Raw genomic sequence first — 17716 nt, 5'->3', positions numbered from 1 at the left:
CGGCTTACTCCTCGTCGTCGTCGTCCACGTCCTCGAAGTCGGCGTCGACGTACTCCTCGTCGTCGCCGTCAGGCCCGGCGCCGCCGGGGCCCGCCGCGCCGCCCGGACCGGCGGCGCCGCCCATGCCGCCCATGCCGCCGGGACCGGCGCCGCCCGCGCCGCCCGGACCGGCCTGCGCGGCCTGGCCTTCGTACATCTGCTTGCCGATCTCCTGGAGCTCCTCGGTGAGCGCCTCGGTGGCGGACTCTATCTCGTCGGTGTCGGCGTCCTCGTCTTCGAGCACGTCCTCGACGTCCTCGACGGCGTCTTCGATGTCGCCGACGAGGCCCTCGTCGAGATCCTCCTCGTTCTCTTCGAGCAGGGTCTCGGCGCGCTGAATCGTCGTCTCGGCCTCGTTGCGGGCCTCGATCCGCTCGCGGCGGGCCTCGTCTTCTTCGGCGTGCTTCTCCGCCTCCTCTTGCATCTCCTCGATCTCCTCGTCGGAGAGGCCGACGCCGCCCTCGATGGTGATCGACTCGGCGTTGCCCGAGCCCTGGTCTTCGGCCTCGACGTTGACGATCCCGTTCTCGTCGATGTTGAACGAGACCTCGATCTGGGGGGTGCCCGCGGGCGCCGGCGGGATGCCGGACAGCTGGAACGCGCCGAGCAGCTCGTTCTCCTCGGCGATCTCGCGTTCGCCCTGGAAGACGCGGACGTTGACGGAGGTCTGGTTGTCAGCGGCCGTGGTGAACACCTTCGACTCCTCGGTGGGGATCGTGGTGTTCTTCTCGATGAGCCGCTCGAAGAGGCCGCCCTTCACCTCGATCCCGAGCGAGAGCGGGGTGACGTCCAGCAGGACGATGTCGTCGACGTCGCCGGAGAGCACGCCGCCCTGGACCGCCGCGCCGAGCGCGACCGCCTCGTCGGGGTTGACGTTCTTCTTCGGCTCCTGATCGACGAGCTCCTCGACCTGCTCCTGGACCTGCGGCATCCGCGTGGAGCCGCCGACGAGGATGACCTCGTCGATGTCGGACTTCGAGTAGTCGGCGTCGGCGAGCGCCTGCTCGGTCGGCTCGACGGTGCGCTCGATGAGGTCCGAGGTGAGGTTCTCGAAGGTCGCGCGGGTGACGGACTGTTCGAGGTGGACCGGGCCGCTGTCGGTCGCGGTGATGAACGGGAGGTTGACCGTGGTCTCCTTCTTGTTCGACAGCTCGATCTTCGCCTCCTCGGCGGCGTCTTTCAGCCGCTGGAGCGCCTGCCGGTCGTCGCGGAGGTCGATCCCGTGGTCGTTCTGGAACTCGTCGGCGAGGTGGTCGATGAGCGCCTCGTCCCAGTCGTCGCCGCCGAGGTCGTTGTCGCCGTTCGTGGCGACGACCTCGTAGACGCCGCCGCCGAGGTCGAGGACCGACACGTCGAACGTGCCGCCCCCGAGGTCGTACACGAGGACGGTCTGGTCGGACTCGTCGTCGAGGCCGTACGCCATGGAGGCCGCGGTCGGCTCGTTGACGATGCGTTCGACCTCGAAGCCGGCGATCTCGCCGGCGTCCTTCGTCGCCTGGCGCTGCTTGTCGTTGAAGTAGGCGGGGACGGTGATGACCGCCTTCTCGACGTCGTCGCCGAGGTACTCCTCGGCGTCGCGTTTGATCTTCTGGAGGATCATCGCCGAGACCTGCTCCGGCGTGTAGTCGTCGTCGCCGATCTCGACGGTGTAGTCGTCGTCGCCCATGTGCCGCTTGATCGACTGGATCGTGCGGTCGGGGTTCTGGACGGCCTGGTTCTTCGCCGGCTTGCCGACGAGGCGCTCGCCGTCGTCGGCGAAGGCGACGACCGACGGGGTGGTCCGGTCGCCTTCCGCGTTGGCGATGATCTCGGGCTCGTCGCCCTCCATCACCGCGAACGCGGAGTTGGTGGTACCGAGGTCGATACCGAGAATCTTGTTGCTCGCCATCTTGGTCATAGCTAGCGGCTTGTTTCGGTTAAAGGTTACTAGATGCTGCCATACGGCCGCGGAAACGAACCCGCTGCCGTCGTGCGATTTCTCGATCGTGTGAGTCGCTCACATCGATGTATTTATACAGATCCGCAAACGCAGCGGCTCCGGGACGGAGGGGGAGGGTCGCCCGCCGCGACCGGACCGCTGAGATCGCGGGGTCGAGCCCCGCAGCGGCTCAGATCCCGCTCACGAGGTCTTCGAGCACGGCCTCTGGGTCGTCGGCCTTCGCGACGCCGGAGGCCAGCAGGACGCCGGCCGCGCCGAGGTCGCCGGCGGTCGACACGTCCTCGCCGGTCGAGACGCCGGCGCCGCAGAACACGTCGACCGCGGGGTCGACCGCCTCGGCGGCCGCGACCGCGTCCTCGACGATCCCCGGGTCGGCGGTGGCGACGGAGACGTCGCCGCCGATGAGCGCCGGGGGCTCGACCGCGACCGCGTCGGGGCCGAGCGCGGCCGCAGCGCCGACCTGCGCGGGGTTGTTCGCGCAGACGATCGTCTCCAGGTCGGCCCGCTCGGCCGCCCGCACGGAGCCGTCGACGTCCGCGAGCTTCAGCCGGTTCTCGGAGTGGTTGATCAGCGTCCCCTCGGCGCCGTTGTCGGCGACGGCCTCGGCGAGCGTCGAGCCCGTGTGCGAGCCGTGCCCGGTCGGCGAGACGTGCTGCGCCCACGTCTCGACGCCGGTCTCGGCGACGCGGGCGACGTCCGCGGCCTGCGGCGAGACGGCGATTCGCGCGCCGGACGCCTCGGCGACGTCGCGGGCCGCGGTCGCTACCTCGATCGGATCGCACGGGTACGCCTTGAGGTTCACCAGGATGAACATACCCACGCTGGGGGAGCGCGGCGCAAATAGGTTCGTGCTTCGCGCCGCACCGCGCCCGGCGGCGGCCCGGTTCGCCGGTCCCCCTCGAATCCCGGTTTCCGGGGACAGTCGCGGTCCCGGGAGCAGAAACGTCCTTATACCCCGCTGTTGTGGGTCGGACAAGGGATGTCCCTCATCGAGCTCATCGCGGGCGTGGAGGCGCACGAGGCCACGCTGACCGTGTTCAACGCCGATCCGGCGGTGACCGACGAACTCCGGGAGCACTTCGCCGACCGCAACGTCCGGATCGTCGACGACCAGACCGCCTCGGGCCCGGAGGAGTTCGCCGTCCTGGCGCGGGACGGGGAGTTCGTCACGGCCGTGACCGTCGACGAGTTGCTGTCGCGGCCGGACGAGGGGGAGACGGCGGGCACCGGCGTGGAGGCCGCCGAGTCCGAGACGGGAAGCGGCGGATCGGGGGAACGAGGCGGCACGGGTGACCGCGTCGGGCGGCCGGTGTTGGACCACCTCGACGAGACGATGTTCACCTCCTACTCCCGCGACGACATGGTCGCCGCGTCCAGGGAGATCGAGGACCGCGCCTGGCGGGTGGGCGACGGCGAGCTCCACGCGGGGTTCCAGACGCTCGACGTGCTCACCGGCGAGGCGGACACGTACGCCCTGCTCGGCGAGAAGGAGCGGCTCGACGTCCACGCGTACGCGGCCGACGAGGGCGAGGCACCCGACGTGGAACACTACACCGTCCACGTCGGCGAGGCCGCCGAGATCCGCGAGACGTGGTTCGTCGCCTACGACGGGGGCGGCTACGACGAGGCGAAGTGCGCGCTGCTCGCGGAGGAGCGCGCGCCGGGCGAGTTCTTCGGCTTCTGGAGCTACGACCCCGAGACCGTCGAGTACATCATCGACTACCTCACGGAGCGGTACGGCGGCTCGGAGCAGACGGACGACGGCGGCGCGACGGTGTGACCGCCCGCCCGTCCCCGGCGACCGCGTGGCTGTCGGCCGCGACAGTCGTCGCGGCGGTCGCGACCGTGGGGAGCCTCTGGTTCAGCCTCGGACTCGGGCTCGCGCCTGCGACCTGTGCTGGTACCAGCGGATCCTCATGTACCCGCTCGTCGCGGTCCTCGGGGTCGCGACCGTCGAGCGTCGCCCGGCGGTCTGGCGGACCGCGCTGCCGCTCGTGGCCGTCGGCCTCCCGCTCGCCGCGTACCACTCGTACCTCCAGGCGACGATGACGCAGTGTGCGGTCGGCGGCCCCTGTGCGACCGTTCAGTGGCGGAGCCCGCTGCTCGGCCTCACGGTCCCGAACCTGTCGCTCGTCGCGTTCGGGCTGCTCGCGGTCGCGCTGCTCGGGCTCCGGCGACGCGTCTGAGCGCGCGGTCGACGGGGGACGAAAAGGTCGGTCGGGCCGAGCGGGGCGGTCAGTCCTTCCGCTTGACGACGTCGCCGAGCGTCATCGTGCCCGCGTCGTCGGTCTCCCAGTCGGCGTCGTCGGCCGACTGGCCCTCGACCAGCGAGATGTCGAGCGCGCGTTCGAGCTTCCGCTGGACCTCGTCGGTCGGGAGCGTGTCGCCGCGCTCCAGCTTGCGGATGAGGCTCGCCTTCTCGTTGAGCTGGTCGGCCAGCTCCTCCTGGCTCAGCCCGCGCGACTCCCGCGCCTCGCGGATCCGCTCGTCGTAATCGGTAGCGATCTCGTCCATGTCGTCGAACATGTCGCGGCGGCGGGTCGAGCTCCCCGGGGAGCCACCGGAGCCGGAGGAGCCGGACGACGAGGACGACTTCCCGGTGCTGGAGCTGGTGGAGTACTTGCCGCCGCCGGAGCTCGTCGACTCGTCGCGGACCTCGGTGCCGAAGTCCGTACACGAGCTACAGAGCTCCAGTTCGGCGCCTTCGACCTTCGTCGTCGTCAGCGAGGCCTCCTCGGCGCCGCACATCTCACACTGGGGCATACGCGACGCTAACGCTCCCGGTGGTATAAAGGGTGTGCCGCGGCGTCGCGGCGAGTGTCCGCGGCGGGTCGCCCGCCGCCGACGGCGCGGCCGCAATCGTGCCGCGGCCGGTACCGACTTGTCGCCGGGGGCGGCAGAGTGGGTATGGACGTCCACATCACGCGCTCGACCCTCCGGGGGACCGCCCGCGCGCCGCCGTCGAAGAGCTACACGCACCGCGCGCTCCTCGCCGCGGGGTACAGCGACGGCGCGACCGTCGAGTCGCCGCTGATATCCGCCGACACGCGGGCCACCGCCCGCGCGGTCACCGCGTTCGGCGGGGCGGTCGAGCCCGCGGGGGCCGACGGCGGGGCCGAGGTCGAGCCGGACCTCACCGACGCCGACGCGCTCGCCGTCGAGGGGTTCGGCGGCCGCCCCGCCGTCCCGGACGACGTGATCGACTGCGCGAACTCGGGGACGACGATGCGGCTCGTCACCGCCGCGGCCGCCCTCGCCGAGGGCACGACCGTTCTCACCGGCGACGGGTCGCTGCGCTCGCGGCCCCAGGGACCGCTCCTCGACGCGCTCGGCGACCTCGGCGTCCGCGCGGAGTCGACCCGGTCGAACGGGCAGGCCCCGCTCGTGGTCGCCGGCCCGCTCGCGGGCGGCGAGGTCGCGATCCCCGGCGACGTCTCCTCGCAGTACGTCACCGCGCTGCTGATGGCCGGCGCGGTCACCGACGAGGGGATTGAGGTCGAGCTCACGACCGAGCTCAAGTCGGCGCCGTACGTCGACATCACGCTCGAACTGCTCGGCGACTTCGGCGTCGAGGCGACCCCCGTCGGCGCCGGCGGCGACCCGCTCGACGGCGCCGCGGGCGCGGCCGGCTTCTCGGTCCCCGGCGGCCAGACGTACGCGCCGAGCGGCGGGACGTACGCGGTGCCCGGCGACTTCTCGTCGATCTCGTACCTGCTCGGCGCGGGCGCGGTCGCGGCCGACCCCGGCGGGGCGGTCCGGATCGAGGGCGCGCGACCGAGCGCGCAGGGCGACGCCGCGATCGTCGACGTCGTCGAAGAGATGGGGGCGCCGGTCGACTGGGACCGCGAGGCCGGCGAGATCGCGGTCGAGCGCGCCGACCTCGCCGGCGTCGCCGTCGACGTGGGCGACACGCCCGACCTCCTCCCGACGATCGCCGCGCTCGGCGCGGTCGCGGACGGCGACACCCGGATCGAGAACTGCGAGCACGTCCGCTACAAGGAGACGGACCGCGTCTCGGCGATGGCCGAGGAGCTCGAAAAGATGGGCGCGGAGACGACCGAGGAACCGGACGTGCTCACCGTCCACGGCTCCGAGAGCGACCTCCGGGGCGCGGCGGTCGACGGCCGCGGCGACCACCGGATCGTCATGGCGCTGTCCGTCGCCGCGCTCGCGGCCGAGGGGACGACGACGGTCCGCGGCGCCGAACACGTCGACGTCTCCTTCCCCGGCTTCTTCGACGCGATGGCCGACCTCGGGACGGACGTCGAGCGCGACGGCGCGGTCGAGTAGCCGCAGTCGTCCCGCGCGACGCCGATTCGTCCGTCAGCGCGCTTCGAACGCCCGAACCAGCGTGTAGACGAGGTAAACGAGCACGAGCGGGACGGCGAGGGTTGCGAGTATCAGCACCTCCATCGGCAGGGCTTGGAGGACGAGCATACCGCGTGTCGGTGAAGTCGAGGTAACTGTCTTGCGGGCGCTCCACCGCGGACCCCGAATCGAACGCGAACCGCCTCCGACCGGTGGGGGCGGCGACGGGGACTCGGCGAGGGCGTTTCGGGTGGTTCGGCGGGTCCGACGGAACTATTGTCGGACGATAAGAGGGAGGAGCCGTGAACGTACGCGAACCGGAGAGCGCGGCGGAGGTTCGTGCGGGGAGGGAACTGACGGTCCGGGCGTGGGCGGAGGGCTACGATGACCTCCTCTCGCCGGACGCGCTGTCGACGATAGAGGAGGTGATGCTCGACCAGGGCTTCGAGCGGGAACACGCGGATTTCACGGGATCGGCGGCCGACAACCGCGCGTTCGTCGCGGTGGCCGACGACGGATCCGAGGATTCGACGACCGTCGTCGGCTGGGCGACCCTGGTGTGGGACGACGAGTGGACCAACGAGTTCGTCGGGGACGACGAGGCTGAGCTGCGCGCCTGTTACGTCGACCCCGAGTACCAGGGCACCGGTGTCGGGGGCGCGCTGGTCGAGGCGGTCCTGTCGCGCGTTCCGGCGGGGTACGACCGCCTCGTCTTGGAGGCGTTCGAAGCCCACGACGAGAGCCGCGCGTTCTACGAGGGGCAGGGATTCGAGCCGCGCGCGACGGGCGAGATCGTCGTGGTCGGCGAGGCGAACCCGTCGGTCGTCTACGAGCGGGAGTGCTGAGTGCGGCGTCGTCCGCCGTGGGCCGAGCCGACCGGATCTCTCGCGGCGACCGCGTCGACGTCTCCGCCGGACCGACGGGTACAGGTATCCGCCGGAACGACACGCGTGTATGGACGACATCGACGTCGAACCCGTCGACCGGGTCGACGAGCCCGAAGGCGAGGAGCCCGACGAGGCCGCCGTCGAGCCGGCGGACGCGGACGAGGCGCTGACCGTCGACGACGACCTCGCCGACCTCCCGGCGGGCGTCGACGCGCCCGACTACGTGCTGTACGGCGGGAAAGGCGGCGTGGGGAAGACGACGATGGCGGCCGCGACGGGGCTCGCCTCGGCCGCGGGCGGCGTCCGGACGCTCGTCGTCTCCACCGACCCCGCGCACTCGCTGTCGGACACCTACGAGACGGAGATCCCCGCCGAACCCGCGCGCATCCGCGAGGACCTGCCGCTGTACGCCGCCGAGATCGACCCCGACGCCGCGATGGAGGAGGGGATGTTCGGCGCCGACGCCGACCCGCTCGGCGGGCTCGGCGAGATGGGCGACGCGATGGGCGGGATGGGCCCCGGCGGCGACATGGGCGACGAAGTCGGCGAAGACGAGGGGCTCGGCGGCCTCCTCGGCGGGACGATGCCGGGCGCCGACGAGGCCGCGGCGATGCGCCAGCTGCTGGAGTACCTCGACGACCCGCGCTTCGACCGCGTCGTCGTCGACACCGCCCCGACCGGCCACACGCTCCGGCTGCTCCAGCTGCCCGAGATCATGGACTCGATGCTGGGGCGCGTGATGAAGCTCCGCCAGCGCTTCTCCGGGATGATGGACGGACTCAAAGGAATGTTCGGCGGGAGCGACGACGAGCCCGACCCGTCGGCCGACCTCGACGAGCTCCGCGAGCGCATCGAGCGCCTGCGGGCCGTCCTCCGCGACCCGGCGAAGACCGACTTCCGCGTCGTGATGATCCCCGAGGAGATGAGCGTCGTCGAGTCCGAGCGGCTGGTCGCGCGCCTCGACGAGTTCGAGATTCCGGTGGACACGCTCGTCGTTAACCGGGTGATGGAGGGCGTCGACGACGTGACCGGGGGGAGCGGCGCCGGCGTCGACCCCGACTGGGTGGTCGAGCCGAACCCGGAGACCTGCGAGTTCTGCGCGCGCCGCTGGGAGGTCCAGCAGAACGCGCTCCGCGAGGCCACCGACCTGTTCCGCGGCCGCGAGGTGAAGCGCGTGCCCCTGCTCGCGAACGAGGTGCGCGGCGAGGCCGCGCTGCGGGTCGTTGCCGCCTGCCTGAACTGACCGCCGCGGCCGGCCCGGCGTCGGGTCGGCGTTACTCGGCCGCGCTCCCGAGGACCCGGTCCCGGACTAACTCGGCGACCCCGGTGAGGTGCGCCTGTCCGAACAGGCCCACCAGCACCGCGCCGATGGTGTTGTAGGTGAGGTCTTTGACCGTGTCTTCGAGCCCGTGCTGCGCGAGCGGCATGTCGATGCCCGTCTCCGTCGCGACGATGTCGAGCCCGAACTCGAACAGCTCCCAGAGCACGCCGAACGCGAGCACGACGACGACGATGAAGACGAACGCGAACCGCGGCGGGATGCGGATGCCGTCGCTGTGGAGGTCGACCGCCCGGAGCGTCGTGTACCCGACCGCGGCGACCAGCGAGGCCGACAGCGCGTGGGTCATGTGGTCCCACCACTCGACCCGGGCGTAGAACCCGGCGGACCCGACGGTGTGGAGGAACACCGCCATCGTGATCCACAGGGCGAGCCACGGGTCCAAGGGGAGGTCGTACCGGCGTTCCAGCGCCGCCGGGACCAGCGTGACGAGGAAGGCGATGATCCCGTTGCTTATCGCCTTCTGCTCGCCGGCGAGGAAGCCGTAAGCCACGATGGCGATCAGGAGGACCTGCATCGCGCCGGTGAGGCGCCGCTGCGACCGGATGGAGGGGCGCGGGAGCAGCCTCATCGCCGCACCACCCGCCGGATGGCGCGGCGGAGGCGGCGCCCGCGTCCGCGGAAGTAGCCGTCGAAGAGGAGCCCCGCCGCGAGCCCCGCCAGCGTGACGTACAGCCACTCGATCATCAGCGCGTCGTTCGTCGTGAGGTACGCCGTCCCGCCGCGCTGGTCGAGGTTCCAGCGCAGTACCGTCCACACCGCCGCCGTCGCCAGCGTCGCCATCACGACGAAGACGACCGCGAACCAGTGGGTCACCCGCAGCGACGTGAACATGTGGAGGTCCACGGTGACCACGAGCGCCAGCGCCGCGATGGCGACGTAGGTGGCGAACGTCCCCAACTCGCCGCCGAACACCGCGCGCACGAGGACCGGCAGCAGCGCGAGGCCGACCAGCTCCGCGGGGAGCATCGCCCGCCAGTCCCGCGCCGCGACCGTCGGCGCGAGGACGACCGCCCCGAGGCCGACGACGATGACCGCCGAGAGGAGGTCGTAGTCGAGCGCGCTCTCGACGAGCACCCCCGTCAGGACCGCGATCATCGTCCACGCCGCGAGCGCGTTGAACCGCCCGTCGCGGACCAGCCGCGCCAGCCGGTCCTCGACGGTCTCCGGCTCCCCGGCGTCCCGCTCGGGGCCGTCACCGCCCCGAGGGCGTCGGTCTCCGTCCATACCCAGGAGGGAGACCGGCGAGAGTTATAACCTGTTGCTCCGGACCGGGCGGCGATTCCGGATCGAGGCCCGACGGGCCGGTCGCACGGCGAACGGACGGCCTTTTACCGCACACGACCGTCCGATCGGTATGAACTGCCGGCGGTGCGGGACCCCGTTGGAGAAGCCCGGGGACTACTGTCTGACCTGTAACACCGCCAACGCCGACGCCGTCGTCGCCGAGTTCGAGCCCGACCGGGCGCGCCTGACGCTGCTCGACGAGGACGACGTCGTGGGCGAGACGACCGTCACCACACGGCCGGAGGACCGGGAGCGGCTGAGCGAGGTCCAACTGCGGAACTTCGCGGGCCGCGTCGCCGACGAGATCCGTCGGAAGCGCCCCGAGACCGTCTACGCAGCCGGGGAGCGCGAGCCGCTCCGCGAGACCCGCGCGCAGCTCCACCACGAGTTCTACCGCGTGCCGGACGGCGGCGCGAGCGACGACGCCGGAGCCGCGGGCGACCCCTCGGACGACGACCGCGAGCCGGACGTGAGCCCGGTCGTCCGCTGGGTGCTCGACCGCCGGGGCGACCGGTCGCTGGCGGTGGTCGAGACGCCGCCGCGGGAGAAGATCGGCGGCTCGCACTCGACGCTCATCGGCGGCCGCAAGGGGCGGAAGGCCGTCCAGACCGTCGCGGAGCACCCGCACGTCAAGAAGATCGTTCCCGGCCCCATCGACGCCGGCGGGACGGGGTCGCGGACCGGCCTCCGCGCGAAGGCGACGCGCGCGGGGACGAACGGCAACGTCCGGCTGCTCTTGCGCGACGGCTCCAGCGTCCAGGAGAACCGGATCGTCACCACGGCGATGGACCGCGAGACCGGCGAGCGGGTCCGCGAGGACCTCAACGAGGCGCTCCGCGACGCCGAACTCCAGGACGCGTAGGCGCGGGGTCGCCGCCGGCCGGGGTTTGTCGTCCGCGGTGCGCACCGACGTTCGGATCCGTCCGTCGATGTCCCGATCCCGGGCGTGACGGCCGGTGCCGTCCGCTGCTGTCCGCCCCTTCTTCGCGGGCTTTTTCACGAAATCGGCCGTTTCGAGCGACGTGAGTACCCTCGTCACGCTCGGTGCGGGCGTCGTCTTCGGCCTGGCGCTCGCGGCGCCGCCCGGACCGATGAACGCGGTGATCGCCGAGGAGTCAGTCCTCCGCGGCCGCCTCGCCGGCTTCCGGGCCGGGCTCGGCGCGGCGACCGCCGACGCGATCTTCTTCGTCCTCGCGTACGTCGGCGTCGTCGCGGTCGTCGAGTCGCTCCCGCTGTTACAGGGCCTGATGGTCGCGGTCGGCGGCGTGCTGATGCTGTACTTCGCCGCCGGCGCCGCCCGGGGGGCCCGGGAGTCGTTCCGGCCGACCGCCGGCGAGGAGCCGATGGTCGCGGAGGGGAAGGGGTTCCGCAAGGCGCTGGTGCTCGCCCTGACGAACCCGTACCAGGTGCTGTTCTGGCTGACGATCGGCGTCGGGCTGCTCCGGCCGGGCGAGCTCGACGTGCTCGCGCGGCTCCCCGTGGTCGGGAGCGACCTGGCGGGGACGCTCGTGGTCGCGACCGGCTCGCCGGCGCTCATCGGCGGGTTCTTCCTCGGCGTGCTGACCTGGATCGTCGGCTTCCCGACCGGGCTCGTCGCCGCCGAGCGCCGGATCGAGACGTTCGCGCCGATCGTCGCGGTGCTGTCCGCGGTCGTGCTCGCCGGGTTCGGCGTGTACTTCCTCTACGACGCGGCGACGACGCTGGCCGCCCTCGGCGCGTAGCGGGCGACCGCCCCCGCCCGCTCGCGCCCGCCGCCCGGCCGCGTCCGCGCGGCCCGCGACGCGCATGGACAACGGCTTTGACCCGTCGGCGCGACCGCCCGATATGTTCGAGAAGACGACGTGGATCAAGCTCCCGCGGAACGTCCTCGTGGGACACGACGTCATCGACGACCTCGGCGAGGCGGTCGGCGAGCTCTACCTGACGGGGCGGCCGCTGATCGTGACGAGCCCGACGCCGAACGAGATCGCCGGCGACCGCGTCCGGGCACAGTTCGACGACCCCGCGACCGCCGTCGTCGAGGACGCCTCCTTCGACGCGGTCGAGGAGCTGAAGGCGACCGCCGAGGCGGTCGACCCCGGCTACCTGATCGCACTCGGCGGCGGGAAGCCGATCGACATCGCGAAGATGGCCGCCGACCACCTCGACGTCGGCTTCGTCTCCGTCCCGACCGTCGCCTCCCACGACGGCATCGTCTCCGGACGCTCATCGATCCCCGAGGGCGACACGCGCCACTCGGTCGCCGCCGACCCGCCGCTCGCCGTCGTCGCGGACACGACGCTGCTCGCGGAGGCGCCCTGGCGGCTCACGACCGCGGGCTGTGCCGACATCATCTCCAACTACACCGCCGTGAAGGACTGGCGGCTCGCCCGCCGCCTCCGCAACGTCGAGTACAGCGAGTACGCGGGGGCGCTCTCGGAGATGACCGCGGAGCTGCTCGTCGAGAACGCCGACATGATCCGCCCGGGGTTAGAGGAGTCGGCGTGGGTGGTCGTGAAGGCGCTCGTCTCGTCCGGCGTCGCGATGTCCATCGCGGGCTCCTCGCGGCCCGCCTCCGGCGCGGAGCACCTCATCTCCCACCAACTCGACCGCATCGCGCCCGGCAAGGCGCTCCACGGCCACCAGGTCGGCGTCGCCTCGATCATGACGGAGTACCTCCACAGCGGCGAGAACGGGCGGTGGGCGGCGATCCGCGACGCGCTCGCCGAGCTCGACGCCCCGACGACCGCCGACGAGCTGGGGATCGACGACGCCGAACTGATCGCCGCCCTGACGAGCGCCCACGAGATCCGCGACCGCTACACCATCCTCCAAGGCGGGATCAACGAGGAGGCCGCCGTCGAGGTGGCGACCGCGACGGGCGTCATCGACCGGTGACCCCGGATCGTCGTCGGGACCGCCCCCGGCTGCGGCGCCCGACCTCGAAAGCGAAATAACCGTGCCGCGACAACCGGTCGTATGGCCACCGCCAGCGTCCGCGACCGGGCCAAAGACCGGGCCCGCGCGATCACCGTACTCCTCACGCTCGTCGGTTACGGCGCGGTCGGCGGCGTCTTCCTCGTCCCCGAGTTCCAGGCGCTGTTCCCGACGCTCACGAAGGGCACCGTCGACCTCCTCGCGCACGCCATCGCCGTCGTCAACACGATGGCCGTGATCAGCCTCTCGCTCGGGTGGTACTGGATCCGCAACGACGAGGTGAAGAAACACGCCGCGGCGATGACGACCTCGTTCGTCCTCATCCTCGTGTTCCTCGGCATGTACCTCCCGAAGGTCGCCGGCGGCGGCACCAAGGAGTTCGTCCTGGAGTCGTCGTACGCGTGGGTACCCCTCTGGGACTGGGTGTACCCGGCGTACCTGGTCATGCTCGCGGTCCACATCGTCCTCTCGGTGATCTCCGTACCCGTCGTCCTGTACGCCATCGTGCTCGGGCTCACGCACACGGAGCAGGAGCTCCGCACGGAGACGCCGCACCGCCGGGTCGGCCGCATCGCCGCGAGCGCGTGGATCCTCTCGCTCGTGCTCGGGGTCGTCACATACCTCCTGTTGAATCACCTGTACGGGTCGACGTTCGAGGCCGCGGAGGCCGCGGCGGTGCTCCTCCCGGCGCTCCCCGTCTGAGCCGACGGCGACCCCGTCGAATCCGGTCCCGGCCGCCTCCGCCGCCACCGAAACGCTTGAGCGGCGCCCGCGACACCGCTACCCATGACCGACTGGATCGGCGAGACGTTCACGAGCGACGCGGGCTGGAACCACCTCACCGACCTCGTCGACGTCGGCGACCGGATGGCCGGGTCCCCGGGCGAGCGCGAGGCGCTCGAGCTGACCCGCGACGCGTTCGCCGACGCCGGCGCACGAAACGCCGCGGTCGAGGAGTTCGAGATCCAGGGCTGGGAGCGCGGCGACAGCGCGGTCCGGGACGCCGCGAGCGGCGACCCGGTCGCGGTCGGCCCGAACGCCTGTATCGCGCTGCCCCGGAGTCCGAGCGGCGAGGCGACCGGCGAGTTCGTCGACCTCGGCCACGGCGTCCCCGAGGACTTCGAGGCCGACCTGGAGGGGAAAGTCGTCATGGTGTCGTCGGACACCCCCGACTCCGTCGACCGCTTCATTCACCGCCGCGAGAAGTACTACCGCGCGGTCGACGCGGGCGCCGCCGCCTTCGTCTTCGCCAACCACGTCGAAGGGACGCTCCCGCCGACCGGCAGCGTCGGGACCGCGGACGCGCCGATCGGGGCGGTCCCGGCGGTCGGCGTCTCGAAGGAGACCGGCGCCCGCCTCGCGCGCCGGAACGAGGGCGACGAGCTCACCGTCGCGGTCGACTGCGGGACCCCGACCGCGACGAGCGGGAACGCCGTCGCCGAGCTCGGCCCCGACACCGACGAGCACCTGATCGTCTCCTCGCACGTCGACGCGCACGACCTCGCGGAGGGCGCCATGGACAACGGCGCGGGCACGGCGACGATAGTCGAGGTCGCGCGGGCGCTGGCGGCACGCGAGGACGAACTCGGCGTGCGGGTGCGGTTCGCCGCGTTCGGCGCAGAGGAGGTCGGGCTCGTCGGCTCGTCGGTGGCCGCCGAGGCGGCGGACCGAGAGGCGGTCCGCGCCGTCGTCAACGTCGACAGCAACGTGTTCGGGCGGACGCTCCGCGTCGACCACCACGACTTCGACGCGCTGGCGGCCGCCGCCGAGCGCGTGAGCGACCGCTTCGATCACCCGGTGTCGACGGGCGGAGAGCTGGTCCCCCACAGCGACCACTGGCCGTTCGTGAAACGGGGGATCCCGGGGTACATGATCTCGGGCGAGACCGAGGGCCGCGGCCGCGGCTGGGGCCACACCCACGCGGACACGCTCGACAAGCTGGAGTCGCGGAACCTCCGGGAGCAGGCGATCCTGCTGACCGAACTGGTCGTCGACCTCGCCGAGGCGAGCGCGTCGATCCCGCGTCGGGACACCGACGAGATCGCGGCGGCGCTCGAAGCGGAGGGCAAGGCGACCGGGATGAAGCTCACCGGCGACTGGACGTTTTGACGAAGGAAACGTCGGGACAGGGCGATCGAGCAGGACGCCGGAAACCCGCCGCCTTCTCGGTCCTAACTAACAGCAACTTGGTTTGTCTGGAAGTGTTAATTAAGAACTGACGGAAATGTAGACGATGTGCTCGGAGACCGGGAACAACTACCGAGAGAGACTACGCGGCCGTTAGGCCGGTACAGCAAGAACAGTCGCCGAATAGGCGGTGACCGAATCGTTCGGGTCTTCAGCAGTTACGACAAGCGTGGTCTCACCGCCAGGATCAACGGTTTTTGTTTCGGTTTGTGTCACGACCGCGTTCTCGTCATTGCTGACCTCCCAGATGACCTCGGCATCCGTGTCAGCGGTCCTCTCTGAGTTGTTGCTGACGGTGATCGCCAGTTCGTATCCAGTATCAGTGGCAGAAAGATCGGTTGACGCGGAAACGCTCACCATCGGCCCCTCGACAACCATCTCACCGTCAAGACTGGGACCGGACCCGCCGTCAAGACACCCGGCGGTCGCGAGGATCGTTCCGCTAGTTACCAGCGTGGCGATTGATCTCAGTGCGCCGCGACGCGTACTGGCGTTTTCTTCCACTACCCCAAATATCTGGACGAACGCATATAAATCGCTGTGAGGAGAAGGGAGAGTGGAGAGGGGTAGATGGAGCGTGACGAAAGAATCGGGCGAGGGGGGAGATATGGGGAGCGTCGGAGCGGTGGAAAAGGGGAGCGAGAACGTCACGCGCCGAGCGCAAATTCGCTCAATCCGGAGCGCGCCCGTCAGGCGACGACGAACTGGTTCCAGATCCCCTCGACGAGGAAGAACAGCGCGTAGTACGACGACCAGATCAGCACGACGAGCGAGGCGGCGATCGAGCTCTTCGGCGCCTCGATCTCCATGTCGTTGCGGGCCTCGACGTTCCGGGCCTCCAGCTCGAAGAGGTCGGCGATGAACATCGCGAGCACGAGCACGATCAGGATCGTCCCCCGAACGGGCGCGGTGAGGATGTACAGGAACGTCAGGAGGACGAGCCCGACGTTCGTGAAGACGTGGGGCGTGTACGCCTCCACGCTGTCGGCGTCCTGACCCTGTTCGACGTGCCGCCTGTGCGCGAGGTGCCGGGTCGCGAGGTTCGCGACTGTCATCACGAATATCGCGTACGGCAGCGCCGGCCCGACGGCCGACAGCCAGCCGAGGGGTACGAGGAACTGCAGTGGGTCCATATCCACCATTTCCGTTCACGACGTATTAGAGTGTTTCCGATCGGCGCGCCGCCCGCGGGGCGGGTGTCGCCGCCGCGGACGCGGGACGGGCCGCCGCTCACTCCGCCGTCGGCGCGAGGAGATCGACCCGCGCCGCGACCTCGACAGCCACCGCGCGGTGCGGCTCGACGGTCCCGCGCCGCGTCCCGTCGACGACCAGCGCGACCGGCTCCTCCTCGCGCTCGACCGTGACCCTGACGCCGCCGCTCACGACCCAGGTGTCGGGTCGCGTGGTGAACGGCGAGACCGGGACGACCGCGAGGCCGCCGCCCGGCGACACCACCGGCCCGCCGGCCGCCGCCGCGTACCCGTCGCTGCCGAACGGCGTCGCGACCACGGCGCCGTCCGCGCGCACCGACGCCGACTCCCCGTCGTCGAGCGCGATCTCGAACTCGGAGATCCGGGCCGGCGCTGCCGTGACGAACGCGACGTCCGCGACCGCGACCCGTCGCTCGCCGTCGCCGGCGTCGACCGCCAAGAGCGGGTGCCCGACGCGGGAGAACCCCTCGACCGCGTCCGAAGCGTCGTCGAGCCCGTCGACCGCGGCCGCGACCCGCTCGGTCGCACGGTCGAGGTCGACCGCGTGACGGCCGCCGCCGACCGGGAGGATCGGCGCCGGCCGCGCGTCGCTCGCCGCCGCGCGCATCGCCTCCCGAAGCGCGGCGTCCCCGACCGCGACGACCGCGTCCGCCGCTGGGCGGTCGACGAGGCGGGCGCCCGCGGCGGTCGCCGCCGATCGGATCGCCGCCGCCGGGTCGCCGTCGCCGAGAACCGCGAGGCCGCGCGTCGGCTCACTCATGCGCGAGGCTGGGGCGAGCGGCGGTGAAAAGCTCTCGGTTCGTCGGCGGGCGCCGTCGCGTCGCTCGCGGGGGAGGGAAACGAGGGGAGAAACGGAGACGAGCGGTGTCCGGTTCAGTTCGCGGCCGCGTCGTCCTCGCCGTCGTTGAGGGCGTCGCGGAGCTGGCGGCTGGCGGGAATGAGGACCCAAAACGTCAGCGCGCCGAGGATCATGAGCCAGAACAGCACGTCGCCGGCGAGCAGGCCGATCTCGCCGTACGCCGTGTTCACGCCCTCTGCCGGGTTCACTAGCTGCGAGATCTGGTAGTACGACGGCGTCCGGTACCAGCCGCCGAAGGTGATCCACCCGAGACCGCCGATCGTGAACAGGGCGAAGCCCTTCATGAACTCGTCTGCCATTATCTCACGTTTCGCTGGAGTCGTCTTGAGACTTTCCCATCCCTTGTCCGCGGAACCGGGTCCCGAGCACGTACACGGCGGTCCCGAGGACGATGAAGCCCACGCCGGTGATGGCCATGATCGCGACGAGCACGTCCTCCGGCGGGAGGATCCCGGCGTTGTCGAGCAGGTAGACGATGGTCGTCCGGACGAAGCTGATCTGGAGCGTCGCGGCGTCGATGAGCGTGAACCCGATGAAGTACGTGACGACCGCGGCGAGCGTCGAGAAGACGGTGACGGCCTTGTACAGCCGGAACGGGACGACGACCTCTCGGCCGCTCGGTCCGTCCCGCGGGCCGGTCGGCTCGTTGCGCGGGTCGGCGTCGTCGTCGGCCGCGATCGGGTCGCCGGTCTCGTCGAACGCCTGCGAGGCGTCGCCGTCTGTTGAGGATGACATGTGTGACAC

General features: G+C 71.2%; 19 protein-coding genes and 1 pseudogene. 10 read left to right on the top strand and 10 right to left on the bottom strand.

Features of this window, described 5'->3' with window-relative positions; genetic code table 11:
- Window positions 1–4 precede the first annotated feature (4 nt).
- Window positions 5–1936, bottom strand: coding sequence for a molecular chaperone DnaK (gene dnaK, locus EXE48_RS01300; protein WP_137710612.1), 1932 nt, complete (start codon window positions 1934–1936; stop codon window positions 5–7).
- 211 nt (window positions 1937–2147) lie between these two features.
- Window positions 2148–2792 (bottom strand): triose-phosphate isomerase, encoded by a 645-nt coding sequence (gene tpiA, locus EXE48_RS01295; RefSeq protein ID WP_053771605.1) that lies wholly within the window; start codon window positions 2790–2792, stop codon window positions 2148–2150.
- Window positions 2793–2957: 165 nt separating this feature from the next.
- On the opposite strand from tpiA, the gene EXE48_RS01290 reads away from it, so the two are divergent.
- Both EXE48_RS01290 and EXE48_RS01285 read left to right on the top strand, forming a co-directional pair.
- On the top strand, window positions 2958–3758 hold the full coding sequence (locus EXE48_RS01290; protein ID WP_053771606.1) for a DICT sensory domain-containing protein: 801 nt from the start codon (window positions 2958–2960) through the stop codon (window positions 3756–3758).
- Window positions 3755–4164 (top strand): annotated as a pseudogene (locus EXE48_RS01285) (disulfide bond formation protein B). Before EXE48_RS01290 ends, EXE48_RS01285 begins: the two are co-directional and overlap by 4 nt.
- A 49-nt stretch (window positions 4165–4213) precedes the next feature.
- On the opposite strand, the gene EXE48_RS01280 reads toward EXE48_RS01285, so the two are convergent.
- Window positions 4214–4741, bottom strand: coding sequence for a multiprotein bridging factor aMBF1 (locus EXE48_RS01280; protein ID WP_053771608.1), 528 nt, complete (start codon window positions 4739–4741; stop codon window positions 4214–4216).
- A gap of 144 nt (window positions 4742–4885) precedes the next feature.
- On the opposite strand from EXE48_RS01280, the gene aroA reads away from it, so the two are divergent.
- The 3 genes from aroA (at window position 4886) to EXE48_RS01265 (ending at window position 8416) form a co-directional block, all read left to right on the top strand.
- The gene (aroA, locus tag EXE48_RS01275; RefSeq protein ID WP_137710611.1) at window positions 4886–6268 is read left to right on the top strand and encodes a 3-phosphoshikimate 1-carboxyvinyltransferase; all 1383 of its coding nucleotides are present in this window, start codon (window positions 4886–4888) and stop codon (window positions 6266–6268) included.
- Between the two features lie 320 nt (window positions 6269–6588).
- Entirely contained in the window at window positions 6589–7131 is a 543-nt protein-coding gene (locus EXE48_RS01270) for a GNAT family N-acetyltransferase (RefSeq protein WP_137710610.1), read from the top strand.
- Between the two features lie 109 nt (window positions 7132–7240).
- Complete coding sequence (locus EXE48_RS01265) at window positions 7241–8416, top strand: ArsA family ATPase (RefSeq protein WP_137704800.1); 1176 nt, start codon at window positions 7241–7243, stop codon at window positions 8414–8416.
- A 31-nt stretch (window positions 8417–8447) separates the two neighbouring features.
- On the opposite strand, the gene EXE48_RS01260 is transcribed toward EXE48_RS01265, so the two are convergent.
- Window positions 8448–9083 (bottom strand): DUF2238 domain-containing protein, encoded by a 636-nt coding sequence (locus tag EXE48_RS01260; RefSeq protein WP_121599167.1) that lies wholly within the window; start codon window positions 9081–9083, stop codon window positions 8448–8450.
- Window positions 9080–9739, bottom strand: coding sequence for a hypothetical protein (locus tag EXE48_RS01255; protein WP_053771613.1), 660 nt, complete (start codon window positions 9737–9739; stop codon window positions 9080–9082). Before EXE48_RS01255 ends, EXE48_RS01260 begins: the two co-directional genes overlap by 4 nt.
- Window positions 9740–9869: 130 nt before the next feature.
- Between EXE48_RS01255 and EXE48_RS01250 the strand changes: the two genes are divergently transcribed.
- The 5 genes from EXE48_RS01250 (at window position 9870) to EXE48_RS01230 (ending at window position 14824) form a co-directional block, all read left to right on the top strand.
- Window positions 9870–10661, top strand: a complete 792-nt coding sequence (locus EXE48_RS01250) for a DUF2103 domain-containing protein (protein WP_137704799.1) — start codon at window positions 9870–9872, stop codon at window positions 10659–10661.
- Between the two features lie 160 nt (window positions 10662–10821).
- Window positions 10822–11520 carry a LysE family translocator gene (locus tag EXE48_RS01245; RefSeq protein WP_053771615.1) on the top strand — a complete coding sequence of 233 codons (699 nt, stop codon included), beginning with the start codon at window positions 10822–10824 and terminating at the stop codon, window positions 11518–11520.
- 103 nt (window positions 11521–11623) lie between these two features.
- Window positions 11624–12676 carry an NAD(P)-dependent glycerol-1-phosphate dehydrogenase gene (locus tag EXE48_RS01240; RefSeq protein ID WP_121599170.1) on the top strand — a complete coding sequence of 351 codons (1053 nt, stop codon included), beginning with the start codon at window positions 11624–11626 and terminating at the stop codon, window positions 12674–12676.
- 81 nt (window positions 12677–12757) lie between these two features.
- Window positions 12758–13417 (top strand): DUF420 domain-containing protein, encoded by a 660-nt coding sequence (locus EXE48_RS01235; RefSeq protein WP_137704798.1) that lies wholly within the window; start codon window positions 12758–12760, stop codon window positions 13415–13417.
- 84 nt (window positions 13418–13501) lie between these two features.
- Window positions 13502–14824: a M28 family peptidase gene (locus EXE48_RS01230; RefSeq protein WP_137710609.1), complete on the top strand. Its 1323-nt coding sequence runs from the start codon at window positions 13502–13504 to the stop codon at window positions 14822–14824.
- Between the two features lie 171 nt (window positions 14825–14995).
- Here EXE48_RS01230 and EXE48_RS01225 read toward each other — a convergent pair whose 3' ends face one another.
- The 5 genes from EXE48_RS01225 to EXE48_RS01205 form a co-directional block, all read right to left on the bottom strand.
- A complete protein-coding gene (locus EXE48_RS01225; protein ID WP_053771619.1) occupies window positions 14996–15406 on the bottom strand; it encodes a hypothetical protein in 411 nt (136 codons plus the stop codon).
- Window positions 15407–15591: 185 nt separating this feature from the next.
- Entirely contained in the window at window positions 15592–16035 is a 444-nt protein-coding gene (locus EXE48_RS01220) for a DUF7313 family protein (protein ID WP_053771620.1), read from the bottom strand.
- A gap of 97 nt (window positions 16036–16132) precedes the next feature.
- A complete protein-coding gene (locus tag EXE48_RS01215; protein WP_053771621.1) occupies window positions 16133–16873 on the bottom strand; it encodes an NAD(+)/NADH kinase in 741 nt (246 codons plus the stop codon).
- A 113-nt stretch (window positions 16874–16986) separates the two neighbouring features.
- The gene (locus EXE48_RS01210) at window positions 16987–17271 is read right to left on the bottom strand and encodes a DUF7314 family protein (protein WP_053771622.1); all 285 of its coding nucleotides are present in this window, start codon (window positions 17269–17271) and stop codon (window positions 16987–16989) included.
- A gap of 4 nt (window positions 17272–17275) precedes the next feature.
- Window positions 17276–17707, bottom strand: coding sequence for a DUF7315 family membrane protein (locus EXE48_RS01205; RefSeq protein WP_053771623.1), 432 nt, complete (start codon window positions 17705–17707; stop codon window positions 17276–17278).
- Window positions 17708–17716: the final 9 nt, after the last annotated feature.

It is taken from the genome of Halorubrum sp. ASP1, from assembly GCF_005435135.1.
Taxonomy (GTDB): domain Archaea; phylum Halobacteriota; class Halobacteria; order Halobacteriales; family Haloferacaceae; genus Halorubrum; species Halorubrum tropicale.
Note: the sequence above shows the minus strand (reverse complement) of the source record. Positions and strands in the feature narration are given on the sequence as shown.